Consider the following 15,957-nt stretch of genomic DNA (forward strand, 5'->3'; position numbering starts at 1 on the left):
CCGCGCGTCGACCGTCACCCGGCGGGCAGCGGCTCGGTGGCGAGGCTCCGCGCCAGCCGGGGGCCTAGGGACGAGCCGAACGCGCTGATCCGGCCGCAGTGCTCCATGTGCCAGACCGGCGAGCCGTTGATGACGTTGCCGGCCAGGAGCGGCCCCATCACGAAGAAGCCGGGCGCGGCCGACAACGACGCGTCGACGGCGATCCCGCCGCCGTACGGGGTCGCGCGGCACACGCCGCTGCTGATCAGGTCCGCGACGAGGGAGGGCGCGGTGTCCTGCAGCGTCGGGGCCGGGCCACCACAGTTGATGACGACGTCGGCCGGGCGGTCGAGCTCATGAGCCACGCCGTCCCGGTCGAACCGGACGCGGACACCGCGGCCGTCCGCATCCCCGAGGCCGACGAAGCTCCCGGCCACCGCCGTCAGCCGGCCCTGCGCCACGAGCTCGTCCACGACCTCGCAGTACTCCCACCCGGCCCGCCGCTGATGGCGACCGAGCTCCACGCCCCAGTGGCCGGCGAACTCGAGGGCCTCCTCGCTGGACAGGCGCGGAAGGACGGCGACGACGCCGTCGGAGATCGGCTTGAGGGTGTCGGCGACGGAGTAACCGGCGTCCCGGCCGCGGGCGAGGTCGCCGACCGCGGCCTCGTAGACGGCGGCAGCGCGGACCGACTCCTGGTCTGCCAGCGCCTGCAGCAGCTCGGCACGGAATGCCGAACCCGGACGGGGGCGATCCATCAGCTCCGGGAGTTCCCCGCGGGGCGAGAGCACCGTGAACCGGGCTCGCCGTGCGGCGACCACCGGGATGTCGGCGACCTGGTACAGCATGTCCATGGTGCTGGCGTTGCCACCGATGAGCAGGATGTGCGGCGGCTCCTGTCCGGCGGCTCGACGGGTCACGAGCCGCTCGATGCGGTCCAGAGCCGCGTCCATGCCCTCGAAGGGGCTGTCGAGCAGCACCGCGCCGCCCTCGACCTCCCCGGCGGGCAGGCGGGGCCGGACCGGTGAGGAGCCGGTGGCGAGGACGACGCGTCCTGCCCGCAGCACGCGGTCGCGGCACCGGAGCAGGTAGTCCGGTCGCCCGCCCTCGATCGAGCGGACGTCGTCCTGGATCACCTCGGTCGTCGCGAGGCCGGCGTCCGCAGCGGCGGCGATCGCCCGCCTGGTCCGACGGACCAGGTAGTCGCCGAAGATGTACCGGGGCAGGAACAGGTCGTCGAACGCGTTGCTCTCGACGGCGGCACGGTGCCTGACCCACCAGCGGGCCGAGACCGGCCCCTCCGCGGCGAGGAACTCGCCGAAGGCCCAGCGCTTGTTCTCGGCGAGCCAGTCGGTGAACAGCCGGAGCTCGCCCGGGGGCAGGAAGTCCCGCAGCGGCGTGATGAGCAACGCCGTGCGGGCCGCGCGTCCCCCGTAGGCGATCCCGGAGAAGGCATCGGGGGCGCGCTCGACGACGCCGATCCGGAGCGGGGCGGCCGGCGGGGTGTCGGCGAGCGAGGTGAGCAACGAGATCAGGACGTAGGCCGTCGAGGCCCCGGCGCCGACGAACGCGAGGTCGTAGGTGTCGGACTCCGCCGTGCCGCGGGCGGGGATCCCCCGGGCGCCGAACGGCGCGAACGCCTGCTGTGTCATCGGGCCCACAGCCCACTCCGGACCCGGCCGCCGGACCGGATGAACTCCGGATCGGGCGGCACCTCCCCGCTGCGGTCGGGCAGTATGCGCGCCGGGTTCCCCACGGCCGTCACGTGGTCGGGCAGATCGCGGATCACCACGGTCCCGGCGCCGACCTTGCACCACCGGCCCACGCGCACCTTCGGGATGACCACGGCGCCCACGCCGATGTGCGTGCCCTCACCGATGCTGACGTGTCCGCTCAGCGCCGCCTGCGGGCTGATGTGCGCGTAGTCCCCCACCACGCAGTCGTGGTCGACGCTGGCCCCGGTGTTGATCAGGACGTGCCGCCCGATCGACGCGTTCGGCTGGATCATGGCGCCGGTCAGCACCACCGTCCCCTCGCCGATCCGCGCGGACGGCGCGATGAGGGCCGAGGGATGGACGGCGGTTCCGAACTGCGCGTCGAGCACCTGCGCGAGCTCGGCGCGCTCACCGTTGATCCCGACCGCCAGGACGAGGGGGACGTCGAGCTCGGGGAACTGGTCGGGCCCCACGATGCGGATGCCCGGCAGCACGTTCTGGCTGGCCGGGTGCTGGTTCTCCGGCACGTCGTTGTACATGCGCCGGATCCGGATGCCGCGGGCCCTGAGCACATCGATGACGACCTGAGCGTGGCCACCCGCGCCGTACACGTCGAACGTCGACCGGTCGCGGAAGGTCACCTGGCCTCCTCCTCGGTCCGCAGACCGTCGCAGCTCCCCGTAGAAGGCCTCTTCCAGGCCTCGCCGGCAGCACGCGGAGTCTAATGCGGTATCGGCGCAGGTAGGGGGTCTCGACCCTGCCGATACGTGGTTCCGGACCGGTCGGTGCAGGTGCGGCCGGAGCCGCTCCTACGGTATCGGGCCGCGGGCCGTCCCGAGGCGCCGCTCGGAGCCGGCCGGGCGCGGGTCGAGCACGAGGGAGGCCCCCAGGCCCAGCGCCGCGCCGAGCAACCAGCCGGCGAGCACGTCGCTGAGCCAGTGCGCCCCCAGGTACACCATGCTGGCGCCGACGAGCACCGTTCCGGCGACCAGCAGGGCGACGACGACGTACGCCGTGCGGCGTCCGGAACGGAGCCCCCACAGGATCAACGGCGTCGCCGCGCCCGCCGTCAGCGCCCCGATGGACGACGGCATGGCGAACCCGTCGGTCGGTACCAGCGCCAGCTCGGCCGGTGGCCGGGGCCGGCCGATGAACTCCTTGGCGTACTCCGCGATCACGGTCGCGACGACGGAGGCGAGCATCGCGGCGGCGACGGAGCGCCAGGCGCGGAAGACCCAGGCGAACACGAGGGCGAGGACCGCCGCGGCGACGTAGGTCGAGGTCGGCTGCCCCGCGTCCATCAGCCCCTGGGCCACAGCGTCGGCCCATTCGGTGCGGTGCCCCGCCAGCGCCTCGAGCAGCGCCACGTCCCATCCCATGCGCGCCAGTATCGGAGGTCGAGGTGGAGCGACCAACCGCCTCGACATGGCGAGCGATCAGCGCGCCGGGCCGATCCTCGACGCCGAGGCGTCGGTCACAGGGACCGCGCGATGCCCCCCTTCCGAGGGAAAACATGGGCCGATATGAGCGAAGCGTCACGACCTGCCACGAAAGTGTCAATCCGTCAGGTGGACGAGCACCCATACGTCCAGCTAGAAAGGTCCCTGTCATTCGGCGGACCGAGTATCTCGTGACGGTGAGTGACGGGGACGGGTGCTCACGGACGACGCCGTCACCGCGGGGGACCGCTCGTTCGACCGAGTGCGCACCACAGGCCCCCTCGTAGCGTCAGCATCAGCTCCACGGGGTTAGCGATGACCCGCCGGGCGCCATCTGGTCGCCATAGCCCGGCGGTGAGCAGAGGCGAAACCGGACCCGTCTCGTACGAGAGGATCCGGCATGCGCAACGGCGCAGTCATCGACCTGTTCGGCACCGACCTGCCTGGGCAGCGACGTCCCCGCGTGAGCGTGGTGATACCGACCTACAACGAGGCCAGGAACCTGCCGCACGTCTTCGCCCTGCTTCCTGCCGACCTGCACCAGGTCATCGTCGTGGACGGGCACAGCGTCGACGGCACCGTGGACGTGGCCCGGGAGCTGCGGCCGGACGTGACGGTCGTGCGTCAGAACCGCCGCGGCAAGGGCAACGCGATGGCGTGCGGGTTCGCCGCGGTGACCGGCGACGTCGTGGTGATGCTGGACGCCGACGGATCGGCCGACCCGCGGGAGATCGAGCGCTACGTCGACGCCCTGGTGGCCGGCGCGGACTTCGCGAAGGGCTCCCGGTTCGTCGCCGGTGGCGGGAGCGACGACATCACGGCCATGCGCGCGTGGGGCAACCGCTGGCTCAACCGGGCCGTCAACGTCCTGTTCGGCACTCGGTACACCGATCTCTGCTACGGCTACAACGCCTTCTGGGCGCACTGCCTGCCCACGCTGGAGCTCGAGGTCGAGGACCGCGGTCGGTCGAGGAAACTGTGGGGCGACGGCTTCGAGATCGAGACGATCATCAACACCCGGGTGGCCAAGGCGGACCTGCGCATCGTGGAGGTGCCGAGCTTCGAGTTCGCGCGCATCCACGGGCAGAGCAACCTGAACACGTGGCGCGACGGATTCCGGGTGCTCGGTGCGCTCGTCGTCGAGCGCCTCAACCGCAAGGGCGCACGCCGGCGCCCGGCCGCGGTCGCTTCCCTCCCGTGCGGCGCCGATCCCGCCGAGGGCAACCGGACGCCCCTGCCGGAACCCCGGACGCTGGGCGTGCAGTCCGCCTGAGCGACGCGGCACCCCTACGGCAGGTCGTGGCCGGGACCGGGATCGCCCGCGCCACGGCTCCGCTCGGACCGGTTGCGGCGGTGGCCGTGATCTGCGCGCTGGACGCCGTCCAGGCCGCCCGCTCGTGGGCTGTGCCGGTCGTGGGCGTGCTGGACGAGCCGGCCCACCTCCTCACCGCCTGGGTGCTGCTGGCCGCCCTCCCGTTCGGCCGGCCGCGCGGATGGCTTCCGTGGGCACTCGCCGGTTCGGTCCTGATCGACGTCGACCATCTCCCGCTGTACCTAGGGTCCGCGGACGTGGCCGCCGCGGGAGGCCGCCCCTTCTCGCACTCGTCGGCGACCCTCGCCGTCCTGGCGCTCATCGCCGGCGGCGCGCGCGGCCGAGCCCGCATCGCCCTGCTCGGCCTCGCGACCGGGGTCACGCTGCATCTGGTCCGGGATCTGGCGACCGGACCGGGCGTGCCCCTGTTCTGGCCGTTGCGGCAGACGAGCGTCGAGGTGCCCTACGGCGCCTATCTCGTCGTTCTGGTGGCCGCGGCGGCTCTGGCGGCGGCCCGTCGCCACCGCGCCCACCTGCGACCGGTCACCGGCCCGCGAGCCTGAACAGGCGACCGAGGAGCGGACGGCGATACCGCCCGCACGAGCACAGGGCGCAGTCCTTGCCCCGCCGGTAGTGCTCGTGCGCCTGCTTCCCGTGCCCGCAGGTGCAGGGCGCGCCGGGCACGTCGGGAACCCGGCGCAGCGGCGCGGCAGGGGGCTCCCCTGCCGGGGTCCGGCCGCCTCCCGCAGCACCGTGCTCGCCGTCGCCCGAGGGCGGCGGCGTGGAACGGAGCGGGTGCACGGCGGTCCTCGAGGTCGGTGTGCGCGTGGCGGGCACCACGCGGGGGCCTTCTGACGTTAGTCGCTCCCGGGTCCTGGCGGGGTCAGCGCGCCGCGGCCGGACCGGGCCGGCCCGACGCGGGCGCGGCAGGCCCGACGCACAGCGATCGCCGGTCGGCGCGCTTGTAGTGTTCGGCCCATGACTGCCGGCCCCGTTCCTGCGGGCCCGCAGACCCTCACCGCGATCGTCTGCGCGTACACGCTCGACCGGTGGAGCGACATCGAGGCCGCCGTGGAGAGCCTGCGCCGGCAGACCCGCCCGGCGGAGGAGATCGTGCTGGTCTCCGACCACAACGCCGAGCTGCTCGAGCGCGCTCGCGCCGCCTTCCCGGACGTCGTCTGCGTCCCGAACGCCGAGTCGCGGGGCCTGTCCGGGGCTCGGAACACCGGCGTCCGTACCGCCACCGGTGACGTCGTGGCCTTCCTGGACGACGACGCCGTGGCCGACCCGGCGTGGATCGAGCACATGCTCGAGGCCTACCGGCAGCCGGACGTCGTGGGGGTCGGCGGCCGGGTCGTCCCGCTCTGGCGGGCCCCGCGGCCGGCCTGGTTCCCCGACGAGTTCCTGTGGGTGGTCGGCTGCAGCTACGCGGGGCTGCCCACCGACCGCGCGGACATCCGCAACCCGATCGGCGCGAACATGAGCTTCCTCCGGGAGGTGTTCGACCGGGTGGGCGGCTTCGACGCCACGATGGGCCGCCTGGGCAAGGACGCCGCCGGATGCGAGGAGACCGAGTTCGCGATCCGCGCGCGCCGCTCCGACAAGGGACGGATCGTGCTCGAACCCTCGGCCCTCTGCTTCCACAGCGTCTCCCCCGACCGCGTCACGCGGCGGTACTTCCGGCGTCGCTGCCGCGCGGAGGGGCGGTCCAAGGCGCTGGTCAGCGCGCTGGCCGGTGCCGAGGCGGCCCTGGAGACCGAGCGCACCTACGTCCGGCGGACGCTGCCGCGAGGGGTCCTGCGCGGTGTCGGGCAGCTGGTCGGCGGCGATCCTGCGGGCGGCGCCCGCGCCTGGACCATCGTCGAGGGCACGGCCCTGACGGCCGGCAGCTATCTGCTCGCCCGACTCCGCCGCCGACGGTCGTCGTAGGCGCGCGGTTCGTCAGCCGGCCTGCTCCGCCGGCGCCCACACGCGCACCCAGTCGACCAGCATGTGCGCTCCCGCCTCGGGCTCGTAGCCACCGCGGACGGAGAGGTTGAGGATGATCATCATCGGGAGGTCGGTGACGTTCCCGGTGGCGGCGACCTCCTCGTACGGCCTGCCGTCCAGGTAAGGGACGACACGGGAGTCCTCCCAGAGGGCGCCGTAGGTGTGGAACTCGTCCCGGTGGTCGACGTCGGGGTCGCCGTACATGTCGGGACCGGTCTTCTCCTCCGAGGGGAGGATGTAGTTGAAGTGCGGCTGGCTCTCGCTGCCGCTCTCCAGGAACTCGGCGATGTCGATCTCCGGCGGCCAGCGGTCGAGCGGGTGCAGCCAGAAGGCGGGCCAGCAGCCGTCGCAGCCGGGGAAGCGGATCCGCGCCTCCACGTACCGCGACGGCCGGAGCGCGATCGCTGCGTTGGACTGGACCATGCCGGAGCTGTAGCCGTACGTCCGGCCGGCCAGCGTCCGGCGTCGCTCCTCGACGGTGAGGACGAGGGAGCCGTCGGCGACGGCCACGTTCGCCGCATCGAACCAGGCGTCCTCGATGCCGGGGTTGAACGGGATGCCCGCCAGGTCCCCCTCCCGGTCGGGCTGCCACACGTCCGCGTCGAGCTTCCGGCCGGTGAACTCGTCGCCGAAGACCTGGGCCCACCCGCTTGGCGGGCCGCTGACCCCGCGGACGCCGGCCGGCTGCCAGGGCTGGGTCAGCACGAGCAGCAGGACCAGCACGGTGACCCCCACCCCCACGGCGGTCCACCACAGGCGGCGCCGTCCCGGAACGGCGTGACCGCCCAGGGCCCGGTGCCGGCCACGCCTCGGCGCCACGGCGTCGCTGGGACCGACGGGGCTCAGCCCCGGCACTGGTAGAGGACGGTCTCCCCGTCCTCGAAGACGCGGGTGAAGGACGGGTCCTCGGCGATCGCCCGTTCGTAGGCCCGGTACACGTACAGCCGCACCGTCCCGAACAACCGCACGTTGTCCTCGGCGGACGGGCCCAGCGCTAGGTAGACCGGTCCGCTGCCGGCGCGGGTGTCGCAGGCGTCGTGGGTGAACTGCCGGAGGACGGCCTCGTCGGTGGCGGCCGCGGAAAACCCGGGGAGGTCGGTGAGCCCTTCCACGCCCTCGGTGGCCGGCGGCAGGTGGTCCGCGTAGTGCTGGGTGGCCCGCAGCGGATAGGAGGAGGCGAACGGCAGCAGCACCGAGCCGTCCGGTGTCTCCTCCTCGAACCAGACGTCGGCGGTGACGTCGGAGGCCGCCACGCGGTAGCTCATCTCTCCGGCGAAGTTGGCGGGCAGGGTCAGGGTGGCGACGGCGACGACGGCCAGACCGGCCAGCAGCCGGCGCTCGGGGGTCCAGGCCGGCACCTCGTCGAAGAGCTGCAGCGCGATGACGAAGGCCATCCACGGCAGGGCGAACAGGTAGGCGCGGAAGATGCCCTCGTTCCCGTACGGCTGGCCGAGGATCAGGACCAGCGGCACGGCAGCCATGCCGAGGGGGACGACCATCCGGCTGGCGCGGCCGCGCCAGCCGGCGGCGGCCAGCACGCTCCACCCGGTGAGCAGGGCCACGACCGCCATCAGCAAGGGGGCTGCCCACAGCGCGACCGTGTAGCCCGGCAGCGGGTCGGCGACGGCCACCTGCGGCGGTGAGACGTTGTGGAAGCCGAAGTCGAACAGGTCGTAGGTGCTGTTCAGGAACGGCCAGGCCTGGAGCAGCCAGGCCTCCTCGATGGCGAGGAACACCACCGGGAGCCACGGCCGCACCGGCCGCAGCAGGATGCAGACCAGCGTCGACTGCGCGAGCAGGAGCAGCGGAGAGAGCGGGTGGGACACCGCGACGTAGACGAACCCCAGGACGAGCAGGACCGTGGCCGACCGCGTGCGCCAGAACCGGCTCGGCCGGGGCAGGTCGGCCTCGGCCGCCCTCGGGAAGCGGGCGGCGAGCCGGGCGAAGCGCAGACCCTCCGCGCCGGGCGGGACGGAGCGCAGCAGCCCGCCGAGCACGAGCAGGGCCACTGGGAAGGCCAGCGCCTGGGGCGCGAAGTAGTTCTGCCCGATCCAGTCGCCGAGCGTGTACAGCAGGACGCCGCCGTAGCGGACGCGCCGGGAGGTGCTGAGCCCGCCGATCAGCCAGTAGACGGCAGCCGCGGCGATCAGGGCGAGAGTGGGCTGGGCCCACTGGGCCAGGTCCTGCACGGGGATGCCGGTCAGCCGGTGCAGGCCGGCCACGAGGACGAAGAACCCCGGGAAGTTGTGGTAGATGTCGATCGACCGGTCGACTCCCCCGTTCGCCAGGAGGTACTCGACCACCCCGATGTGCTTGTACGTCCACGGGTACCGGGGGACGTCGTACACGAGGGCCGTGGTGGCGAAGAGGATCGCGACGAGGAGCACCTGCGGCGCCACGAGCAGGTGCGAGACCGGTCGCCGCGAGATCAGCGCCCACAGGTAGACCAGGACCGTCAGCGCGAAGGCGGCGTACCAGCTCACCGGCAGGGCGGAGAGCAGGCCCCAGCCGCCGGTGTCGTCGAGTCGGACGTCGCCGAGCGACCACAACCACAGCGCGAGCGCCCCGAGGGTGCCCACCGGCAGCACCCAGGTGCTCCACTCCTGCCAGGGGTGGGCGCGGTACCGCGGAGCCATGGCCGACGGCTCTCGTGCAGTGAGGGTCCCGGTCGTCATCGTCCACCTCTCGCATGGGCGCGCAGGTCGCGCCGGGACCGCAGGTACAGCGCGGGACCGGCCCCGAAGCCGAGGAACTCCCGCAGCAGAGCGCCTCGGGGAGCGGCCGCGTCGGCGAGCCTCTCCCCCGTCTGGGCGCGGATGCCCGCCATCCGGCGCAGCCCCAGCGGGATGCGGCCGAGCACCTCACGGCGGGTGCCGGGCTGCAGCAGGCACTTGGTGATGAACGCCGACAGGCCCGTTCCGTAGCCGAACATCTGGGCGAGCAGCGCGGCCCGGTCGGCGCGGTGATGGTGCCAGACCAGGGCCGCCGGCTCGTAGGCGATCGTCCGGCCGGCCCGCAGGACCCGCACGAACACGTCCAGGTCCTCGCCTCCCCGGGTGCGCGTGCCGGCGCCGAGCGCTTCGTCGAAGCCGCCCAGCTCGACGAGGAACGCGCGGTCGAAGGCCAGGTTCGCACCGGTGCCGAAGATCCCGGGCGAGTACGGGTGCAGCGCATCCTGTGTACCCGCGGTGTCCTGGCTGCCGTCGACGGCCGGCGTCACCTGACCGCGCCGGTCGAACAGCGCCGGCTCGCACCGGGTCGACCAGGAGGCGGCCCGGGCGTCGAAGTACTCCTCGGCGGCGCCGTCGATCCCGGCGGTTGCGACCAGACCGGTGACGCAGCCGACGTCGGCCCGGCGACCGAAGCCCCGGACGAGGCCCTGCACCCAGTCGGGGTCGACCGCGACGTCGTCGTCGGTGTAGGCCAGCCAGGTGCCGCGCGCCTCGGCCAGTCCGCGGTTGCGGGCGCGGGACAGGCCCGGCCGCGGCTCGACGACGTAGCGGAACCGCTGGTCGGCCACCGCCTCGACCACCTGCCGGGTGGAGTCGTCGGACGGGGCGTTGTCGACGATCACGATCTCGAGGTGCGGATAGGTCAGCTGCCGCAACCGATCGAGGCAGCCGGCCAGGGTCGCGGCGCGGTCGCGGGTGCAGACGACGACGGTCACGAGCTCCTCGGCGGCGGTGCGGTTCGGGCACGAGGGCTGCGCCGCCGGGTACGGGCCGTTCCCGTCACCGGCCAGTCCCTCCGCGACGAGGTGGGCCGTGATCCGGTCGGCGAACTGCCGATGCGCCGTGCGGGCGAGGTCGCCGGGGTCGGGGTCGGCGCCGTCGAGGGGCACCACCAGGTATCCGAGCGGCTCCCCGTGCAGGCGCACGAGCACCCGCGCGGTGGCCTGGGCCGTCCGCGGCCGGACAGCCCGGAGCGCGCGGTCACCCGACATCTCCCACTCGGCGCACCACGTGCCCGCCTCGGTCGGCGGGACGTTCGCGGCGGTCATCGGACGGCCTCCTTGCGCGGGGATCGGACGGTCGTGCAGGCCCGGGCGAACCACCCGAGGCAGGCCACCGCGAGGACCGCCCGGAGGACCAGGCCCGGAGCGGTGACCGGCAGCAGCACCGCCAGCAGCGCCATGACGACCCCGGCCAGCGTCTGCACGAGTCGGGTCCGGGTGCCGCTGAGCGGCCGCCCGCGGGTCGGCACCAGCAGCAGCAGGTGCTGCACCGAGTACGCGGCCGCCGTGGCCAGGGCCGCGCCGAGGATGCCGAACACCGGGATCCACCACAGGTTCAGCACGACGTTCACCACCGAGGCCACGACGGCAGATCCGGCGATCATCCGGGTGCGAGACGCGGTGAGCAGGGTCCGGGTGGCGGACAGGCCCGCGGTGTAGGGGACGGCGCTGACGATGACGACCGCCGTCACCAGCAGCAGGTCGTCGGGCCGGAACTCGGCCGGCGCCCACACCCGCAGGACCAGGGGCGCCGCGACCGACAGCCCGACCATCACCGGCGCGAGCAGGCGGTACAGGGCGTCGCGACTGGCCGTGACCACCGCGTCGCCGTCGGCCCCCGCGCCGGCGGCGAAGAAGCGGGGCAGCCACACCGAGTTGAGCACGCTCAGGACGAGCATGGGCAGCGCGGCGATGTTGTAGGCAACCGAGTACTGCGCGACCGCCGCCTCGCCCAGGTGCTCCTGGATCAGGAACCGGTCGGCCGCGCCGAGGACGAACGACCCCAGCATGGCCGGCACCAGTGGGAGACCGAAGACCAGCGCGCCCCGCACGAGTGGCAGGTCCCCGGGCCGCAGCGACCGCAGCCGGGTGAGGGACAGCCCCACCGCGACGGCCAGCACCTGGGCTACCAGGCGTCCGAGCACGAAGGCCTCGGCGGTCGGGGCGAGGACGACCAGCATGACCAGGGCGAGGATCTCGGCGGCCACCGACTGCAGCAGGCTGACCACGCTGAAGCCGAGCAGCCGGTCCTGGCTGCGCAGCAGCGCGAGGACGGTCGCGGTGATCGCGGAGGCGCCGGCCCAGAGGACGGCCAGCCGGACGGCGCCGTCGTATCCGCCGAACCCCAGGGCGTCGCTCCACCAGTGCCCGGTGAGGTCGGCGAGGGCGGTGATCGCGACGGCGGCGACGATGCCGAGCGCGAGCAGCCGGCGAGCGGCGTCCGCGCCGCGCTCCTCGAAGTACTTCTGGACGGCGACCTGCAGCCCGAGCCCGGCGACGACGTAGAGCACCTGCATGAGCGCGTTGGCCGCCGCGAAGGTGCCGAACTCGGGGGCGCCCAGCAAGCGGGTGGCCAGCGGCGTCGCGAGGGCGCCGACCAGGACCTGCAGGAACCAGAACAGCAGGTAGAGGGAGTCCCGGCCGAAGAGGCCGCTCATCGTGGAGGCCACCGCCTCGTCGCTCGCCGTCGGGCGCACGGTCGTCGCCTCCCGGGGCTCGGCGCCCGGGTGTGGGGTCCTGGTCACCGGCGGAGGCTCCCGACGGTGCGCAACAGACGGCGGGCCACGCCCCGGAGCTCGCGCTCCACCTCGCGCGCCGGGTGCCGCGGCGGGTGGCGGACAGCGTCGACGAGCGCCTCGGGCGTGGTGTCGCGCCGCACCTCGATCCGCGGGAGGGCGAACCGCCCCCGCGCCCCCGTCGACGGCCGGCGGCCCTCGAGCGCGAAGGCCGCCGCGTAGCCCGCCCGGCGGGTGGCCGCCCGCACGCGGGCGTCGTGCTCGCCGTGCGGATAGGCGAGGACCGGCTCGACCGGCAGCCCGCGTGCCCGGAGACCGGCCAGCGGTTCGGTCAGCTCCCGGCCCAGCGTGGCGTCGTCGAGCTGGGTCAGGTGCGCGTGCGTATGGGAGTGCGCGCCGAGGGACCAGCCGCGGGCGACCAGCTCGTGGAGCTGCTCCTCGGTGAGCAGCGGGAGCTTTCCGGCGCCGCGGCGGGCGTCCCACTCGTTCCAGCCGCCGATCTGGTCGCTGACGAGTAGGACCACCGCGGGTATGCCGCGCCGCTCGAGGGCGGGGGCGGCGTGCTGGAGCAGGTCGGCGTACCCGTCGTCGAAGGTGAGCAGCACGGCACGGTCCGGCAGCGGCGCGCCGTCCAGCCACGCGAGCAGATCACCGAGCCCGATCCAGCTGACCCCGGCGGCGGTCAGCGCGTCCAGCTGCCGCTCGAAGAGCTCCGGGCCGACGCACCAGTCGCCGATGACGGCGTCGTCGACGTCCTCGACGGCGTGGTAGGCCAGGAGCACGGCAGCGCCGGTCCGGAGGCCCCCGCCCTCCGCGAGACCCCGCCAGTACTGGGCGTCACGCACGCGGGCGAAGGCCCAGCGGGTGAGCAGGTCCGAGCCGCCCGTGCGGGCGCGTGCCACGACGGGAGCGGCCAGCGCCCGCGCGACCCGGGAGGGGACCGACGGCGCCCACCGGGCCAGCAGCCGGCCGGTCGGCGTCTTCGCGCCGTGCTGCTCGGCCAGCGTGTCGGCCAGTGCCGGGTGCTTGCGGACGAGGGCGGCGTCGGCCCGGCCACCCTGCCGCCACTGGCGCAGGTACTGGTCCGGCGTCACCACGTACCGCTGGGACGTGATCGCGCCCGGGGCGTACCGGACGACGGCGCCGCTGCTCAGCAGCCGGTGCAGGAAGTCGGTGTCCTCGGCGCCGAAGGCCCCGTTCACGTTGAAGCTTTCGTCGAATCCACCGGCGGCCTGGAAGACCGCGGCCCGGACAGAGAGCTGGCCGGTGAGCAGGTCGCCGAGCGCGAGCTGCCCCTGGGTGCGGGTGAGCCGCTCGTGGCGCAGGCGCACCCACCGCTCCACGCCGGGGGTCAGCAGCGTGCGGGGGGAGTCCGGGTGCAGCGGGATGTGGCCGACGGCGGCGTCCGCGCCCTGACGGAGCACCGCGTCGTGCTCGACGAGGAGCCGCGGGTCGGCGACCATGTCGTCGTCGAGGAAGAGCAGGAACTCGCCGGTGGCGGAGGCGGCACCGGCGTTGCGTGCCGCGGCGGCGCCACGGTTGGGCTGCTCGACCACGGTCAGTGGGAACGGGAGGGGGACGGCGCGGGCGGCGTCGGCGGTGCCGTCGGTGGAGCCGTCGACGACCACGACCAGCTCGATCGGCCAGGGCGTCTCCAGCCGGGCGAGGGCGGTCATGGTCCCGAGGAGCACGTCGCGTCGCTGGTAGGTCGGCACGACGATGCTGAACCGGGCCCCGCTCGGCGTCACGACTCCCCTTCCCCCGTGTTTCCGGGAGCGACGCGTGCCCGGACCTGCGAAACTACGCGTCAGCGGGGTCTTCCTGCTGCCCCCTGTCCCCCCATGGGAGGGGCCGCGGGGGCCGGCTCGAAGCGGGTCGAAGCGGCTCAGCCGCCGAGGTACTCGCGGAGCCCGATGCGCCAGTCGCGGGGCTGGAAGCCGGTCGCGGTGATCTTCGACAGGTCCAGGACGCTGTTCAGCGGCCGCGGGGCCGCCTGCGGCTTGTCCGCAAAGTAGTCGGCGGTGCCCACCCGCCCGACGTCGTCGGCGCTGCGGCCGCGGGCCTGGAAGACGGCCGCGGCGACCTCCGCCCAGGAGGCGGGGTCACCACCGGCGGTGAGGTTGTAGGTGCCGAACGGGGCACCGGCGCCGAGCAGGTGTGCGATGCCCGCGGCCAGGTCGGTGGTGAAGGTCGGCCGGCCGATCTGGTCGTCGACGACGGACGGCGAGATGCCCCGGTCGGCCAGGGACGCCATCGTGCGGACGAAGTTGCCGCCGTCGCCGACGACCCAGGTGGTGCGGACGAGGTAGTGGCGCTCGATCCGGGCGGCCTCGCGGTCCCCGTCGGCCTTGCTGCGCCCGTAGACGCTCAGCGGGGAGGGCGGCAGGTCCTCGGGGATCGGGCCCTCGTGGCGGCCGTCGAAGACGTACTCGCTGGAGATGTGGACCAGCGTGAACCCGTGCCGCTCCCCCGCGTCCGCCAGGTGGCCGACCGCTTCGACGTTCGCGGCGCGGACGGCAGCGTGGTTGCCGGCGTCCTCGGCGGCGTCGACGGCCGTCCAGGCCGCGGCATTGAGGACGACGTCGACGCCGGACCAGTCGTAGCGCGCGACGGCGCCACCGTCAGAGACGTCGAGGTCGCCGCGGCCGAGCGCGACGGCGTCGGGGAACTGCACGCGCAGGGCCCGGCCCAGCTGGCCGTTGGCCCCGACGATGACCGCCGTCACTGACCCTGCGCCGCGTACTTGGCCTCGACCTGGTCCTTCAGCGGCTTCCACCACGACTCGTTCTCGCGGTACCAGTCGATGGTGGCCTCGAGGCCGTCCCGGAAGTCGGTGTACTTCGGCGTCCAGCCCAGCTCGTCGCGGAGCTTGGTGGCGTCGATGGCGTAGCGCAGGTCGTGGCCGACGCGGTCGGTGACGTGGTCGAACGCGTCCTTCGGCTGGCCGAGGAGTTCCAGGATCAGGCTCAGCACCTCGAGGTTGTTCTTCTCGCCGTCGGCACCGATCAGGTACGTCTCGCCGTTGCGGCCGCGGTCGAGGATGGCGTGCACCGCGGAGTTGTGGTCGTCGACGTGGATCCAGTCGCGGACGTTCTCACCCGTGCCGTAGAGCTTGGGGCGCAGCCCGGCCAGCACGTTGGTGATCTGCCGCGGGATGAACTTCTCCACGTGCTGGTAGGGCCCGTAGTTGTTCGAGCAGTTGGAGATCGTGGCGTGGATGCCGAAGGAGCGCACCCAGGCCCGGACCAGGAGGTCCGATCCCGCCTTCGTGGACGAGTACGGACTCGAGGGGTTGTACGGCGTCTGCGGGGTGAACTTCTTCGGGTCGTCGAGTTCGAGGTCCCCGTAGACCTCGTCGGTAGAGATGTGGTGCAGCCGCACCCCGTGCTTCCGCACCGCCTCGAGGAGCGTGTACGTCCCGATGATGTTGGTCTCGAGGAACGGGGAGGGGTCGCGCAGCGAGTTGTCGTTGTGGCTCTCGGCGGCGAAGTGGACGACGACGTCGCAGCGGCCGACCAGCTCGTCGACCAGTGCCGCGTCGGCCACCGAGCCGTGGACGAACTCGATGTCGTTCCGCACGGTCGCCAGGGACGCCTCGTTGCCGGCGTAGGTGAGGGCGTCGAGCACGGTGATCGAGTGCTCGGGATGGGCGCTGCGCGTGTAGTGGACGAAGTTCGCGCCGATGAACCCGGCTCCGCCGGTGACGAGCAGACGCACGGGTACCCCTTGGTGATCGGTGAGCGACCTGAGCAGCTTGCCCCATCTTCCCTGTCCCTGCGTCGGGGAGGTCACCAGCGGGCCGGCCGATCGGCTCCTTGCCGTCGTGGGCGGGCCCTGTCCGTCGCGATGGCACCGCCGCCACGCCGTCGACGAGGTTGCGGGCGCACTGGCCACGCCTCCCCAGCGGTTCCACGTCCGGGCCGGAACCGCAGGAACTCGGCAGCCCCAGGGGCACGGTGCGGCACTGCCTGGGCGCGGACAGTGCCTCCCCGTTCATAGATCCGGCACTACTTCGGCCGTTCCGATTACAGATAGTTCCGCCCGGCCGGGGCGG

At 73.5% G+C, this 15,957-nt stretch carries 13 protein-coding genes; 3 read left to right on the top strand and 10 right to left on the bottom strand.

The genetic code is table 11. The features are described 5' to 3' along the window. Positions 1–14 precede the first annotated feature (14 nt). The 3 genes from CHB94_RS18890 to CHB94_RS18900 all read right to left on the bottom strand — a co-directional run bounded on the left by CHB94_RS18890 (position 15) and on the right by CHB94_RS18900 (position 3,073). The gene (locus CHB94_RS18890) at positions 15–1,631 is read right to left on the bottom strand and encodes an FAD/NAD(P)-binding protein (protein ID WP_141137554.1); all 1,617 of its coding nucleotides are present in this window, start codon (positions 1,629–1,631) and stop codon (positions 15–17) included. After that, the gene (locus CHB94_RS18895) at positions 1,628–2,335 is read right to left on the bottom strand and encodes an acetyltransferase (protein WP_089338111.1); all 708 of its coding nucleotides are present in this window, start codon (positions 2,333–2,335) and stop codon (positions 1,628–1,630) included. Before CHB94_RS18895 ends, CHB94_RS18890 begins: the two co-directional genes overlap by 4 nt. A gap of 168 nt (positions 2,336–2,503) precedes the next feature. Then, entirely contained in the window at positions 2,504–3,073 is a 570-nt protein-coding gene (locus CHB94_RS18900) for a phosphatase PAP2 family protein (protein ID WP_176445637.1), read from the bottom strand. Between the two features lie 460 nt (positions 3,074–3,533). On the opposite strand from CHB94_RS18900, the gene CHB94_RS18905 reads away from it, so the two are divergent. From CHB94_RS18905 to CHB94_RS18915, 3 genes are all read left to right on the top strand, one after another. Continuing rightward, the gene (locus tag CHB94_RS18905; protein ID WP_089338113.1) at positions 3,534–4,406 is read left to right on the top strand and encodes a glycosyltransferase family 2 protein; all 873 of its coding nucleotides are present in this window, start codon (positions 3,534–3,536) and stop codon (positions 4,404–4,406) included. A 26-nt stretch (positions 4,407–4,432) separates the two neighbouring features. Further along, positions 4,433–5,008, top strand: coding sequence for a metal-dependent hydrolase (locus tag CHB94_RS18910; protein WP_176445638.1), 576 nt, complete (start codon positions 4,433–4,435; stop codon positions 5,006–5,008). A gap of 415 nt (positions 5,009–5,423) precedes the next feature. Continuing rightward, positions 5,424–6,374 carry a glycosyltransferase family 2 protein gene (locus CHB94_RS18915; RefSeq protein ID WP_089338115.1) on the top strand — a complete coding sequence of 317 codons (951 nt, stop codon included), beginning with the start codon at positions 5,424–5,426 and terminating at the stop codon, positions 6,372–6,374. A gap of 12 nt (positions 6,375–6,386) precedes the next feature. Here CHB94_RS18915 and CHB94_RS25340 read toward each other — a convergent pair whose 3' ends face one another. From CHB94_RS25340 to rfbB, 7 genes are all read right to left on the bottom strand, one after another. Further along, positions 6,387–7,175 carry a glycoside hydrolase family 16 protein gene (locus CHB94_RS25340; protein WP_176445639.1) on the bottom strand — a complete coding sequence of 263 codons (789 nt, stop codon included), beginning with the start codon at positions 7,173–7,175 and terminating at the stop codon, positions 6,387–6,389. A gap of 101 nt (positions 7,176–7,276) precedes the next feature. After that, positions 7,277–9,109 carry a hypothetical protein gene (locus tag CHB94_RS25345; protein WP_176445640.1) on the bottom strand — a complete coding sequence of 611 codons (1,833 nt, stop codon included), beginning with the start codon at positions 9,107–9,109 and terminating at the stop codon, positions 7,277–7,279. Then, positions 9,106–10,434 carry a glycosyltransferase family 2 protein gene (locus CHB94_RS18925; protein WP_089338116.1) on the bottom strand — a complete coding sequence of 443 codons (1,329 nt, stop codon included), beginning with the start codon at positions 10,432–10,434 and terminating at the stop codon, positions 9,106–9,108. Before CHB94_RS18925 ends, CHB94_RS25345 begins: the two co-directional genes overlap by 4 nt. Beyond that, positions 10,431–11,912, bottom strand: a complete 1,482-nt coding sequence (locus tag CHB94_RS18930) for a lipopolysaccharide biosynthesis protein (RefSeq protein ID WP_089338117.1) — start codon at positions 11,910–11,912, stop codon at positions 10,431–10,433. The genes CHB94_RS18925 and CHB94_RS18930 overlap by 4 nt, the downstream gene beginning before the upstream one ends. Then, complete coding sequence (locus CHB94_RS18935) at positions 11,909–13,651, bottom strand: glycosyltransferase (RefSeq protein ID WP_089338118.1); 1,743 nt, start codon at positions 13,649–13,651, stop codon at positions 11,909–11,911. The genes CHB94_RS18930 and CHB94_RS18935 overlap by 4 nt, the downstream gene beginning before the upstream one ends. A gap of 137 nt (positions 13,652–13,788) precedes the next feature. After that, on the bottom strand, positions 13,789–14,628 hold the full coding sequence (locus CHB94_RS18940; protein ID WP_217899382.1) for an SDR family oxidoreductase: 840 nt from the start codon (positions 14,626–14,628) through the stop codon (positions 13,789–13,791). Further along, positions 14,625–15,620 (bottom strand): dTDP-glucose 4,6-dehydratase, encoded by a 996-nt coding sequence (gene rfbB, locus CHB94_RS18945; protein WP_089338120.1) that lies wholly within the window; start codon positions 15,618–15,620, stop codon positions 14,625–14,627. Before rfbB ends, CHB94_RS18940 begins: the two co-directional genes overlap by 4 nt. Positions 15,621–15,957: the final 337 nt, after the last annotated feature.

Origin of the sequence: Blastococcus mobilis, assembly GCF_900188025.1 — a bacterium.
Classification (GTDB): Bacteria; Actinomycetota; Actinomycetes; order Mycobacteriales; family Geodermatophilaceae; genus Blastococcus_B; species Blastococcus_B mobilis.